Here is a 13208-nt window from a genome sequence, read left to right on the forward strand (position 1 = left end):
ATATTAATCAACGCTGACCGGCAGGCCAGTTTCCGCAGAGCGCTGCGCGCATTCGGCGAGCTTCAGTGCGCGCACGCCGTCATACGGCGTCACCGGGATCGCCTGCTTGCCCTGCACCACCTGAATAAAGGTGTCCATTTCATGGCGGTAAGCATCGGCGTAACGTTCAAGGAAGAAGTTCACCAGCGGCACCCGGGCTTCGGTCGCCTCGCCGCTATAACGCCGCACGCTGGTGGCGCGCATATTGTCATTCAGCAACATGCCTGACGATCCGTACACCTCCAGCCGCTGATCGTGACCGTACACCGCCTGGCGGCTAACGTTGATATGGCACTGTTTGCCGGAAGCGGTGGTCATCTGCACCATGCAGGTGTCGAAATCATTAAACGCCGCCAGTGCCGGGTTAAGCAGGCGGCTGCCTGTGGCATATACGCTCACTGGCTCTTCACCCAGCAGCCAGCGTGCCATATCAAAATCGTGGATCACCATATCGCGGAAAATTCCGCCGGAGTGGCGCAGGTAGTCGATGGGGGCAAAACCGGGATCGCGGCTGGTGATGATGACCTGATGCAATTCACCCACTTCGCCGCTGGCGATCGCCTGATGGATCTGCCGGGCGCTAGCATCGAAACGGCGGTTAAATGCCACCATAACGGGTACCTTGAGCTGTGCCAGTTCATCGCAGGCTAGCTGCGCGCGGGAGAGATCCAGATCCACCGGTTTTTCACACAATACCGCCTTGCCGTTGCGTGCCGCCGCCAGCATTAAATCAACGTGCGTATCGGTCGGTGTTGCAATAACTACGGCATCAATATCGTCATCGTTAATTAATTCCAGCGGATCTTTCACCGCACGCGAGCCGGTTAATTGCGCCAGCTGAACGGCATTATCAAAATAAGGGTCGGCAATGGCAACCAGCGTTGCCAGTGGGCTGGCGGCAATATTGGCGGCATGGATCTTCCCGATGCGGCCTGCACCTAATACGGCTATTTTCAGCATATGTTATTCCTGTAGGGTAACGTTGTTTATTCTCTTTATTAGTTGATGTTTACATCGCGTCAGCTTTATTTATTTGTCGGTGATTCACAATCAGGTTTTCGTCCAGCGTGCCATTGAAGTAATGAATAATATTATTTACCGCTGACACCGACATCCGCATGGCGGCCTCCTGCGTTAATCCCGCCGAATGCGGGCTGAGGATCAGGCGCTCACTTTCCAGCAGCAGCGGAGAGTCCGGTGGAGGGGGTTCCTGACGAAATACATCCAGCCCGGCCCCCGCCAGCGCCTCACTTTTTAACGCCTCAACCAGCGCCCGTTCATCGATAATGCCGCCGCGCGCCGTGTTGATCACGATGGCATTCGGTTTCAACAGCGCCAGCTCGGCGCGTCCCAGCAGCGGTTTGCTGTCGCTCAGCGGCAGATGAACCGTCAGGGCATCGGCCATTTTCAGGCCGTCGGCCAGCTCTTCCACACGCTGAACCTTGAGCGCGTTAAAGGTTTCAGCGGCGACAAACGGGTCCCAGGCCACCACGTGCATATGAAAGCAGCCCGCCAGCCGCGCCACTTCGCGGCCAATACGGCCAAAACCCAGCACCAGCAGCGTGCGCCCGGACAGCTCAATGGCTGAGAAGCTGTTGCGGCAGTTCCAGTTGCCGCTGCGGATGCCCCCATCGTACACGCGGACCTGTTTGGCCACCGCCAGCAGCAGGGCCAGAGTGTGTTCCGCCACCGACAGCGAGTTAACGTCGCCGACAATGGTCAGCGGAATAGCGCGCTGATTCAGCGCCGCCACATCCACCGCGTCGTAACCCACGCCATGACGTGACACCACCTGCAACTTCACGCCCTGCGCAATCTCCGTGGCGGTCAGCGGCTGGGTGCGTAACAGCAGCGCATCCGCTTTAGCGATAAATGGCGCATAGCTGGCGGTACTCACTTCCTCCACCAGCTCCCAGCTGAACCCGGGGGTGTTTTTCAGGAGGGTTAATCCTGCCTCATGGATCTTTCCGGCAATCAGGACATGAGGCATCTCAGTATCCTCCCCTGGGCTGGCCCGAGGTGGCGTTTGCCGCCCCTGTCAGCTGGCGAAACTGCCCGACGCTGGCGGTGGCCGCCGAACGCAGCAGTTGCACATCGTTTGATACCGTTACCAGGTCAAATCCCCACTGTGCCGCCCGGGCAGCATACTCCGGGCTGCCGTTATGCAACCCGGCGCGGATCCCGGCACGGTGTGCGCAGTCGAGGATCTGTTTCAGCGTGCTGACGATCTCCTCCTCTTCGCGATCAAACCCGGTGCGGTATTTGCGCCCGGTCAGCCCGAGGGTTAAATCGGCCGGGCCAATATAGATGCCATCCAGCCCCGGCGTATTGACAATGGCTTCGATGTTTTTCACCGCGTCGGCCGTTTCAATCATCGCAAAGCACAGCACTTCGTTATCTGCATGCTGGCCGTAGTCCTGCCCGGCGGAAAAGGTCACACGCGTCGGGCCAAAACTGCGCGCGCCCAGCGGCGGGTAACGCACACAGGAGACCAGCTGCCGTGCCTCTTCCGCGTTATTGATCATCGGGCAGATAATGCCGTAAGCCCCGGCATCCAGCGCTTTCATAATGTCGCCCGGCGACAGCCAGGGAACGCGGACCATCGGCGTTACGCCGCTGGCGCGCATCGCCTGCAACATGGTCGTGGCGGTTTCATAGCCCACCAGCCCGTGCTGAATATCAATCGTCACTGAGTCATAACCCTGCGCCGCCATAATTTCGGCGGTAAACGGGCTGGCAACCGACAGCCAGCCGTTGAGCACCGTGTGCCCCTCCGACCATAAGCGTTTTACGTTATTGGCAATCATTTGCGGTTTCCTTACAGGACCACCTGCGTCAGTTTGACAGTCATATATTCAAAGATACCTTCACTGCCCCCTTCACTGCCCATCCCGCTGCCTTTGATGCCACCAAATGGCACGTCGGCGGACGCCAGTGCGAAGCTGTTAATGCCGACCATCCCCGCCTGCAACTGCTCAGACACGCGGCGAATGCGTGCCGCATCGCGTGTGAAGGCATACGCTGAGAGTGCATAGTCGCTGCGATTGACCCGCTCCAGCACCTCGGCTTCATCACTGAACGTCGTGATGGCGGCAATCGGCCCAAAATTTTCTTCGGCCAGCGCCAGCGCATCGTCCGGCACCTCGGCCAGCACCGTCGGGGCAAAATAGAATCCCGGCGCATCCGTTAAACGATGGCCGCCGGTGACCACGCGCGCGCCCTTCTGCCGTGCATCCTCAACGATCTTTTCAATGGCATTCAGGCGGCGCTGGTTAATCAATGGTCCCATTTCACTGCCCTGATCCTGACCGTAACCCACCTTGATCGCCGCCGCACGCCGGGCAAAGCCATCAATAAAGGTCTCTGCCACCGAGTGATGGACATAGAAACGATCCGGCGTGACGCACACCTGACCACAGTTGGCAAACTTGGTTGGCACGGCCGCATCCAGCGCTTTTTCGATATCGGCATCGTCAAAGACGATCATCGGCGCGTTGCCGCCCAGCTCCATACTCAGGCGTTTAATGGTGGCCGCAGAATCGCGGATCATCTGCTGACCAATGGCGGTCGACCCGGTTAGTGTGACTTTGCGAACAGTCGGGGAATCAATCAGTGGCTGGTAGGTATTGGCGGTGACGCCCACCACCATATTCACCACGCCCGCCGGGATCGCCGCCTTTTGCAGGCAGGTCATAATCAGACTGGCACAGCCCGGCACTTCGCTGGACGGACGCAGCACCACGCTGCATCCCGCTGCCAGCGCAGGCGCGACCTTACGGGCAATCAGCACCACCGGGAAGTTCCACGCGGTGAAGGCCGCCACCACGCCAACGCCCTGATGGGACACTTCACAGCGCCCGCCCGGTACACGGCTTTCCACAATGCGGCCATACACGCGGCGCGCTTCTTCGGCGTACCAGGTGAACTGGTCAATCGCCAGCGTCCATTCGCGACTGGCCTGCGCCAGCGGCTTACCGCTCTCAAGAGAGATAATCAGCGCGGCCTGTTCACGCACCTGCTCCATCTCCTGGGCCACCCGGTGCAGTGCGCTGGCACGGTCCCAGGCAGAACGTTGTTGCCACAGGGGCAGTGCCGCCTGGGCACTGGCGATGGCATCCAGTGTGTCCTGTTGTGAGGCGCCGCGGATCTCCCCGAGCGTTTCATTGCGGCCGGGATCGGTCACCACGATGGTTTCAGCCCCCTGGCCCTGACGCCAGACGCCATTAATAAACTGCCCATAGTTTTCGTACATCATGCGCTTCCTGTTTCCTGACGGTGTTGCAATTACTACAACCTCGCAATAAAAATTGCAAAGATTTTATTCTGCACAATTCCTGTTGCCGCGCATCGGTGTATTTATTTTTATGATAATGATAAATAACAACTTAATTTGGTTAAACAGCATTTTTATCACCCTAAGAAAGCCGATGAAATGAAAAACCCAAATGCTGATTATCTGAAACAGATCACGCTTTTCGCCATTAGCATTGCAACTCAAATTGAAATGCAATTTTAGTTGCGTTAGCCTGATGGCAGGATAAGCAGATATGAATGTAAGGGCATGACGTTATGGCGAGTCGCAAAGAACCCCCCCGCAAGGATCCTCCCCCTCCTCATCGTAATTACGAGCAGGTGGTGAATGACATTACCGAGCGCTACCCACAGCTGTCTGACCGTTTTCAGCAGGTTGCCCGCTTTATTACCCAGAACCCTAACGCCGTGGCGCTGGAGTCCATCAACGCCATCGCAGCAAAGTGCGAACTGCACCCTTCCACGCTGGTGCGTTTCGCTCAGCAGTTTGGCTACAGCGGGTTTAAACAGATGCAGTCTGTGTTCCAGACGCGGCTGGCGACGACGGCGCCAGGCTACAACGAACGCATCATCGCGCTGGAAAATGACCTGCAAAAAAACGATCGGCAAGGCAGCCTTGGCTTTTTGCAGAACCTGGTGGTGCGCGATATCGCCACATTACAGGGGATGCTGGAAGGGATTGCCGCCAGCGATCTGGACCGCAGCGCACAGCTGCTCAGCCGGGCAGAAACCATCTTTATTGCCGGGCAGTTGCGCTCCGAACCGGTGGCGATCCTGCTGCGTTATCTGCTGACTATGCTGAACCGTAAGGTGATCCTGCTGGATACGCCGGGTGGCCTTGCGCCGCATATGGCGATGAACATGACGCATCGCGATGTGCTGGTGGCCGTCTCCTTCCGTCATTACGCCCAGGAAGTGGTGAAAATCACGGAGATCGCCGAGCAGAAAGACGTGCCTACCATTGCCATCACCGACAGCGTGCTGTCACCGCTGGCCCGAAGCGCCAACGTGCTGTTTACCATTCCTGAAGAGGAGTACAGTTTCTCGCGCTCGCTGGCCGCCCCGGTGTGCCTGGTGCAGTGCATGGCGCTGGCGCTGGCCGCCGCGCTGCATCCGGAAGAAGAGCAGCCCCGTATTGAAACGCTAACCGAACGCACTCAGCGGTCTGCGGTGAAATAAATGGACACCTCTGCGGAAGGCGGCCTTTGTGCCCCTTCCGCTCGGGATCAGCACGTTCTTTTTTTGCAAATAAAGTTGCTTAAATATAATTTCAGCAACGTTAATTCCAAGATCAGCCTGTTTTCCAGGCCCTACAGCAGGGAGAAATTATGTCGATGACGCGTTGTACCACCGCGCAGGCTGTGGTTCGTTACCTCAGCAACCAGTTTATTGAAGTCGATGGCGCGGAAGTCCCGCTGTTTCCGGGGGTGTTCGGCATCTTTGGTCACGGCAACGTCACCTGTCTGGGTGAAGCGCTGGAAAGCGTGCAGGATGTGCTGCCCACCTGGCGCGGCCAGAACGAACAGTCCATGGCCTTTGCCGCAGCGGGGTTTGCCAAAGCCCGTCTGCGCCAGCAGATCATGGTGGTGACGGCCTCAATTGGCCCTGGCACCACCAACCTGCTGACCGCCGCCGGGGTGGCGCACGTCAGCCGCCTGCCGTTTTTGATGATCTGCGGTGATGCTTTCGCCCGCCGTCACCCGGACCCGGTGATGCAGCAGATCGAACATTTCAATGACCCGACGCAGACCGTCAACGATGCGTTTAAAGCAGTGACCCGCTACTGGGATCGCATCACCTGGCCTGAGCAGATCCTCTCTTCTCTGCCGCAGGCGGTCGCCACCATGCTCGATCCCGGCGACTGCGGCCCGGCATTTATCGGCCTGTGCCAGGACGTGCAGGAGATGGCGTATGACTATCCCGATGCGTTCTTTGCCCGTCGCGTGCATGTGATCCCGCGTGCGCGCCCGGACCAGCAGTTGTTACAACGCGCCGTTGAGCTGCTTTCACAGGCAAAACGCCCGCTGATCATCTCCGGCGGCGGCGTGCGCTATTCCCGTGCGGAAGCCGAACTGGAAGCCTTCGCGCTGGCGCGGGGCATCCCGGTGGTGGAAACCATCGCCGGAAAAGGCACCTTCAGCCACGATCATCCGCTGAATATCGGCCCGGTGGGGATCCTCGGCTCCACCTCCGCCAACGCGCTGGCGGCGAAAGCCGATGTGGTGATTGCCATTGGTACGCGCCTGATGGACTTCGTGACCGGATCCTGGACGGTTTTTGCCGATGATGCCCGCTTTATCGCGCTGAATGCCGCCCGTTTCGATGCCAATAAGCACCTTTCCCTGCCGCTGGTGGCGGATGCACGTGAAGGTCTGCGCGAACTGCATGCGGCACTGGGTGATTACCGCGCTGAAGCGGGCTGGTTGCAAAGCGGTCAGACCGCCTTCGCTGCCTGGAATCAGCTGATTGCCGCGCGCCAGCAGCGCACGGTAACGGAAGGCGTTCCCAGCTATGCGCAGGTGGTGGGCGTGGTAAATGAGCGTGCCGCCGCAGAAGATTACGTGATTAGCGCGGCGGGCGGCCTGCCCGGCGAACTGGTGAAAGGCTGGAAGGTGAAAAATCCCGGCACCTTCGACTGTGAGTTTGGTTTCTCCTGTATGGGTTACGAAATCTCTGCGGGCTGGGGCGTTGCCATGATGGAGCAGCCGCGCGATGTGTTTGTGCTGATCGGTGACGGTACTTACATGATGATGAATTCCGACATCTATTCCAGCGTGCTCTCCGGCCACAAAATGATCCTGCTGGTCTGCGATAACGGCGGCTACGCGGTGATCAACCGTCTGCAAAATGCCAAAGGCGGCGCCTCCTTTAATAACCTGCTGAAAGACTGCCGGGTGACCGATCCCTTCCACGTTGATTTCGTTGCCCATGCCCAGGCAATGGGGGCACTGGCGCGCAAAGTCAGCAGCCTGGACGAACTCTCCGATGCCGTGGACTGGGCCAAATCCAATGACCGCACCACGGTGATCTGCATTGATACACATCCGCATCAGTGGACGCCGGGTGATGCCTGGTGGGATGTCGGCGTACCCGAAGTCAGCGCACGTGAAAGCGTTAACGAGGCCCGCCGCGAACACGAAGCCGGACGTAAAAAACAGCGTATTGGTATTTAACTGATTCAGGACGCGACAACATGAAGCTGCACGCTCAACTTGGTATTGCCCCGATTGCCTGGTCCAATGACGATCTGCCGCAGTTAGGCGGAGACACCCCGCTCTCCATCTGCCTGGCGGAGAGCCATCAGGCGGGATTCTCCGGTGTGGAAACCGGCGGGAAATTCCCGCGCACCAGCGCGGAACTGCTGCCACAGCTGGCGGAACATCAGCTGCAACTGGTCTCCGGCTGGTATTCCGGCACCCTGCTGGATAACGACCTCGCCAGCGAGATCCAGAAGGTGACCCCGCAGCTGGCGCTGTTTAAAGCCTGCGGTGCTGCCTGCCTGGTGTACGGCGAAACCGCGGGCACCATTCAGAACCAGCAGCATATCCCGCTGAGTCGCCGACGCAGGCTGAGCGATGACGAGATCAGGGAATATGGTGCGCGACTGACCCTGTTTGCCCGCTACTGCGAAGATTTCGGCGTTCCGCTGGCCTTTCATCACCATATGGGCACTGTGATTGAAGATGAGCGCGATATCGATTTACTGATGGCCGCCACCGGGCCGGAGGTCGGGCTGCTGTTTGACTCCGGGCATCTGGTGTTTGCCGGGGTGGACCCGCTCAGCATCCTGAAAAAACACGGCCAGCGCATTAACCATGTGCATACCAAAGATATCCGCGCCGACGTCCGTGCCTCACTGGACTGGAACCGTGACTCCTTCCTCGATGCGGTGCTGAAAGGGGTTTATACCGTTCCGGGTGATGGCTGCATCAACTTTGATGTGCTGATCGCCGAGCTGGCACGCATCGGTTACCAGGGATGGTTCGTGGTCGAAGCCGAGCAGGACCCCGCCCTTGCCCCGCCGCTGGAGTACGCCATCATCGGCTACAACAGCCTGAAAACATCACTTAATGCTGCCGGTTACCACCTGCATGTGGGAGAAAACGTATGACTCATTCGCTTAATGGACATATTGCCGTGATCACCGGCGGCACTCAGGGGCTGGGCGCTGCGGTGGCGCAGGCGTTTGTTGAGGCGGGTGCGGCGGGCCTGATTATCTGCGGCCGCAACAGCAGCAAAGGCCGCGCGGTGGCAGAACGCCTCTCCACGCCTGCGTGTCGCGTTCACTTTGTGAAAACCGATCTCAGCAGCGTGGAAGATTGCCGTAATGCGATTCAGGTCGCTGACCGTGAATTTGGCCGACTGGATATTCTGGTAAATGCAGGCGGGATGACCGATCGCGGTACCATTCTGGATACAGAACCGGAGCTGTTCGACCAGATGTTTGCCACCAACGTGCGCGGCCCGTTCTATCTGATGCAGGAGAGCATCAAGCTGATGAAGCGGGACAATATTAAGGGCAGTATTGTGAACATCTGCTCGATGTCCGGCCTGGCAGGACAACCCTTTATCGCCGCTTACTGCGCATCAAAAGGGGCGCTGGCGACGCTAACGCGCAATACGGCATTCGCCACGCTGCGTAATAACATCCGCGTCAACGGACTGAATATCGGCTGGATGGCCTCGGAAGGTGAAGACCGCACCATGAAGGAGTTTCACGGCGCGGCGGATAACTGGCTGGAGGAAGCCTCAGCCCAGCTGCCGTTCGGGCGCCTGATTGACCCGGAAGAAGTCGCACGGGCGGTCACCTTCCTCGCCAGTTCACAGTCGGGTCTGATGAGCGGATCGATGATCAACTACGACCAGTCGGTCTGGGGCGGCTACGACAACACGCCCGCCCCCGCTAATCCGCTGTAACCTTCAATTGCAGCCAGCTCCATGCTGGCTGCCGTTAATGGAGCCTGACGTTTCGCTATGATGAATGTTGATAAAATGAAAGATATCACCGAGTTTTATCAGGAACTGCTGATGGTGATTCATGCCGCCATCGGCAGCTCGCTCTCCCGCCAGGAGGAGGAGGAGAAAGCGATGATCAACCGCTGGCTGGCAAAAGCGGGCCGCGCACGCCACTGCCGGGCGCACCGTAAAAACGAAATCATCATCATGTTCGACGAGGTCGAAACGCATTCACTCAAGACCCTTGAACGCCGGGTCAGAACATTGCATGAAAATTGCGTGGTTATACTGGAAGAGATTGGTTGATGCGGTTGATCAGTTTTTTTTAGAGAAAAAGATCCTGAAAGCACCTACTGCAACGATGGTTAAAACACTACTTAAAAACCAATAATCCGGCACAACAAAATAGTAAAAAACAAACAAGATAATAACAGCTACGTTCACGATAAGATCAGATACCGTATCCTTTAAGAAATATAAAAATGCTTTCATTTTGACCCGCTTCTTTTTTTGTGAGCCGTTAAAATAGAAAAAACAATAAGGGAAACAAAAAATGAAAAAACAACCAGAAGAATAACTAACGAATCAAAAGATGTTTTAAACCCTAAAAAACCCATCCAGTCCAATAGGTTAATAAAAAAATCGGCGGTCGAAAATCTAAATGATAATTCAAATGCAACCATAGAAATAATAGCAAAAAAAACGAAAAAAAATATAATTTTCAAAATCCATTTTTTCAAAACAAATCCCTCGTGATACAGTGAGTGTCAAAGCATATTTATCATGGTAAAGGAAAACCAGCAATGAGTATATCATCAACATTACAATCCCGGAGCACATCAGAAAGAGATGCTGCATTAGCGCTTGAGAAAGCAGCCAAGGGAGTAAATCGCAGCAGTCAGGGAACCTTAGAGGATGTTGAAACGTGGAGTAGAAAGGGCTTCATGGTATAGCTCATGCCTTTTCGATAAATATGCCAATGTATGCTCTGAACTAAAAAAAGAAGATACCAGGCTTATCAAGTCAGCTTTTGAAATTTACAAAAGGAAAGATATCATTGCGGATATGATGGAGATGTATATCGGCGAAGAACTTAAAACCATAGGGAGTGATAAGATAAAGTCACTTGACATCAAACTAACAAAAGCACTCACATGGTATTCCAGCGGAAAGCTAACTAAGACCGCAATGGCCAGTAGCCTGTCAATGCTAATTATTAACTCCGCTGGGTTTAAATATGACATCAGCATCAAAATAAATAAATACTCACTTGCTATAGTTACCGCGGCTTCTTTTTATGGGAAAGTTCAGATGGCCGCGCAGAGGGCGAGAAGATTAAGAGAATTATCACCTTCCCTGTATAATGCCTTATATATAAACAACATGAAAATGCTTTACTTCCTTGTGAGTGATAAAATAGATAGAGCATTAATAAACTCAATGGGTCTACGCGGAGAAGAAAGATTTATCTCTATAATTAAATATTTGATAAGCTCATAACTGCAATCCCTATTCCCGCTTCCCAAACCGCGCCTTATCAGCGCGGTAACAATCGATGCGATGAATCCTTATAACCGACGCATTCACAGTGTGACAGGATGGTTTATCCGCGCTCACGCGCCCTGTCACCGTCATTAAGGAGTGTCTGTGTCTGCTATCGAATCCCTGGCTGAAGCCACTGAATTTTATGTTAACTCCCCGGAACACTTCGAGCCGCTGCCGCGACCATTACAGCCTGCGCATATCATTACCAGCGATGCTGAAGCGATTGCGGTAGCGGAACGTCTGGCAAAGCAGTTTGCGCCGGGGGCTGCCCGCCGCGATCGCGATGGCATCTTGCCCGTGGCCGAGCTGGATGCGTTCTCCCAAAGTGGCCTGTGGGGCATCAATATCCCGCGGGAATACGGCGGCGCGGGCGTCTCCTATGCCACGGTGGCGAAAGTGATTGCCATTATCTCCGCTGCGGACTCGGCACTGGGGCAGATCCCGCAGAATCACCTGGCGGGCGTTGCTCATCTGCTGGAGGACGGTACGGAAAGCCAGAAGCAGACGCTGCTGGCAGGCGTGTTATCGGGATTGCGTTGGGGCAACGCGTTCTCCGAAAAAGGCACCGCGACGGTGGGCGATTTTAAAACCACGGTGCGCCAGCTTAACGGTGAACTGGTAGTGAATGGCGAGAAGTTCTACGCCACGGGCGCGCTACTGGCACATCTGGTGCATACCGTGGCGGTAGATGAAGAAGGCCGCGCCAATCTGGTGGTGCTGGATCGCGATGCAGCGGGCCTGACGGTGATCAACAACTGGTCGAGCTTCGGCCAGCGCACAACTGCGTCCGGCACCGTGCTGCTGGACAATGTTCATGCACCGCAGGAACGACTGATTCCCGTCTGGCAGGCATTTGAACGCCCTACTGCCGCAGGCCCGATTTCACAAATTATTCAGGCTGCGGTGGATACCGGCATCGCACGCGGCACGCTGGCCGATACGCTGGCCTTTGTGCGCGAGAAATCACGCCCGTGGATCGACAGCGGCCAGGAACGTGCCAGCGATGATCCCTTTACCATTGCCGCCATCGGCGATTTGCAAATCCGTCTGCATGCAGCCGAAGCGCTGCTGTGGCGCGCCGGAGAGCTGATCGACATCGCCATTGCTACACCGGACGAAGCCACGGTGGCTGCTGCCACCGTCGCCACGGCGGAGGCCAAGGTGCTGTCGACCGAGATCGCCATTCTTGCAGGTAACAAGCTGTTTGAACTGGCTGGCACCCGCGCCACGCTGGCGGAATATCAGCTTGATCGCCACTGGCGTAATGCCCGCACGCACACGCTGCACGATCCGGTGCGCTGGAAGTATTTCCATGTCGGGAACTACTACCTGAACGGGGTTAACCCACCGCGCCATGCGTGGAGTTAACGCAAAAAAAAGCCCGCATCAGCGGGCTTGACGATCAGACGGCGCGACTCTGGCGCAGGGCGATAAGATGTTGCTGTATCCCCTCCTCAAGACAAAACACGCAATTCAGATGTGAGCAGTCTTCCAGTATCTGGAAGCGCAGATGAGGGTTGCCATGCTGTTTAGCAAATCCCGCCATCGCCTGCGCACTGAACAGCTCATCGTCCCCGGCGGCAAACCACGAGGTGGGTAACGGTAGTGCCGCCAGCTGTTTTGCCGGATGACGTGGGGTCAGGGCATTCGCCATATTGACACTATAGTACTGCACAAAATCCAGCTCGGATGCCTTCACCTTGTCCGGGAAATTCAGCCGCACCGCCGGGTAGTTGCCCAGCAGCCTGCCGCCACTTAACGCGTTGATGATAAAAGGCCACTGACTCACCTCAGCAAAGGGAGCGACGGTCTGAGGGCAACGCACCTCAGGCGCAAATGGACCCAGCTCAGGGGCCAGCAAAATCAGGCTATCTGACCGTTGTTGCGGGCGATAATGCGTGAAATAGTTAATCAGCATCCCGCCGCCGCTGGAGTGCCCGAGCAAATGCATCGCGGTATGCGGAAAAAGGGTTCGCATCCAGTTCACCAGCGTATCGACATCACGCCAGACCATGGCAACCTTTTCCAACTGGCCTTTTGACCCTGTCGATCCGCCGTGGCCGCGAATATCCAGCAGACAAACCGCGATGCTTTCATCCTGTGTTATCTGCCGGGCAAGAATATCATAGCCAGCATCCAGATGGACGCCGCCACCATGATAAACAATGATCAGATCATCGGGCGTCTGTTCTGACCGATAAAGGCGATAACGCAACCCTTCTCTTTCTACGGTATTGACCTGCGAAGGTAGCGGCAATGTCGCAGCAAGGTGCTCTGCCTGCATGATGAAGCCATCGAAATTAATCATGTGAATCACTCCCTGTGAGATGTCTCAGCTGGGAGGATGTTAACCCAGG

At 56.2% G+C, this 13208-nt stretch carries 12 protein-coding genes; 7 read left to right on the plus strand and 5 right to left on the minus strand.

What is annotated here, in order from left to right; genetic code table 11:
* Positions 1 to 3: 3 nt before the first annotated feature.
* The 4 genes from iolG to ACFL9S_RS06440 are packed head-to-tail and all read right to left on the minus strand — an operon-like array spanning position 4 to position 4294.
* Entirely contained in the window at positions 4 to 999 is a 996-nt protein-coding gene (iolG, locus tag ACFL9S_RS06425; RefSeq protein WP_405260996.1) for an inositol 2-dehydrogenase, read from the minus strand.
* A 49-nt stretch (positions 1000 to 1048) separates the two neighbouring features.
* Positions 1049 to 2029: a hydroxyacid dehydrogenase gene (locus tag ACFL9S_RS06430; RefSeq protein ID WP_405260997.1), complete on the minus strand. Its 981-nt coding sequence runs from the start codon at positions 2027 to 2029 to the stop codon at positions 1049 to 1051.
* 1 nt (position 2030) lies between these two features.
* Complete coding sequence (locus tag ACFL9S_RS06435) at positions 2031 to 2846, minus strand: HpcH/HpaI aldolase/citrate lyase family protein (RefSeq protein ID WP_405260998.1); 816 nt, start codon at positions 2844 to 2846, stop codon at positions 2031 to 2033.
* A gap of 11 nt (positions 2847 to 2857) precedes the next feature.
* Entirely contained in the window at positions 2858 to 4294 is a 1437-nt protein-coding gene (locus ACFL9S_RS06440) for an NAD-dependent succinate-semialdehyde dehydrogenase (protein ID WP_405260999.1), read from the minus strand.
* 314 nt (positions 4295 to 4608) lie between these two features.
* Here ACFL9S_RS06440 and ACFL9S_RS06445 point away from each other — a divergent pair, with 314 nt between their 5' ends.
* The 7 genes from ACFL9S_RS06445 to ACFL9S_RS06475 all read left to right on the plus strand — a co-directional run bounded on the left by ACFL9S_RS06445 (position 4609) and on the right by ACFL9S_RS06475 (position 12219).
* Positions 4609 to 5529, plus strand: a complete 921-nt coding sequence (locus ACFL9S_RS06445; RefSeq protein WP_405261000.1) for a MurR/RpiR family transcriptional regulator — start codon at positions 4609 to 4611, stop codon at positions 5527 to 5529.
* A gap of 149 nt (positions 5530 to 5678) precedes the next feature.
* A complete protein-coding gene (gene iolD, locus ACFL9S_RS06450; RefSeq protein WP_405261001.1) occupies positions 5679 to 7523 on the plus strand; it encodes a 3D-(3,5/4)-trihydroxycyclohexane-1,2-dione acylhydrolase (decyclizing) in 1845 nt (614 codons plus the stop codon).
* Between the two features lie 20 nt (positions 7524 to 7543).
* A complete protein-coding gene (gene iolE / locus ACFL9S_RS06455; protein WP_405261002.1) occupies positions 7544 to 8461 on the plus strand; it encodes a myo-inosose-2 dehydratase in 918 nt (305 codons plus the stop codon).
* A complete protein-coding gene (locus tag ACFL9S_RS06460; RefSeq protein ID WP_405261003.1) occupies positions 8458 to 9267 on the plus strand; it encodes an SDR family oxidoreductase in 810 nt (269 codons plus the stop codon). Before iolE ends, ACFL9S_RS06460 begins: the two co-directional genes overlap by 4 nt.
* A 57-nt stretch (positions 9268 to 9324) precedes the next feature.
* A complete protein-coding gene (locus ACFL9S_RS06465; RefSeq protein ID WP_405261004.1) occupies positions 9325 to 9612 on the plus strand; it encodes a hypothetical protein in 288 nt (95 codons plus the stop codon).
* A 609-nt stretch (positions 9613 to 10221) separates the two neighbouring features.
* On the plus strand, positions 10222 to 10806 hold the full coding sequence (locus tag ACFL9S_RS06470; RefSeq protein WP_405261005.1) for a hypothetical protein: 585 nt from the start codon (positions 10222 to 10224) through the stop codon (positions 10804 to 10806).
* A 156-nt stretch (positions 10807 to 10962) separates the two neighbouring features.
* Positions 10963 to 12219 (plus strand): SfnB family sulfur acquisition oxidoreductase, encoded by a 1257-nt coding sequence (locus tag ACFL9S_RS06475; RefSeq protein WP_405261074.1) that lies wholly within the window; start codon positions 10963 to 10965, stop codon positions 12217 to 12219.
* Between the two features lie 34 nt (positions 12220 to 12253).
* Here the strand turns inward: ACFL9S_RS06475 and ACFL9S_RS06480 are convergent, their stop codons facing one another.
* The gene (locus ACFL9S_RS06480; protein ID WP_405261006.1) at positions 12254 to 13159 is read right to left on the minus strand and encodes an alpha/beta hydrolase; all 906 of its coding nucleotides are present in this window, start codon (positions 13157 to 13159) and stop codon (positions 12254 to 12256) included.
* Between the last annotated feature and the right edge of the window lie 49 nt (positions 13160 to 13208).

Origin of the sequence: Erwinia sp. AnSW2-5, assembly GCF_045107195.1 — a bacterium.
Taxonomy (GTDB): Bacteria; Pseudomonadota; Gammaproteobacteria; order Enterobacterales; family Enterobacteriaceae; genus Erwinia.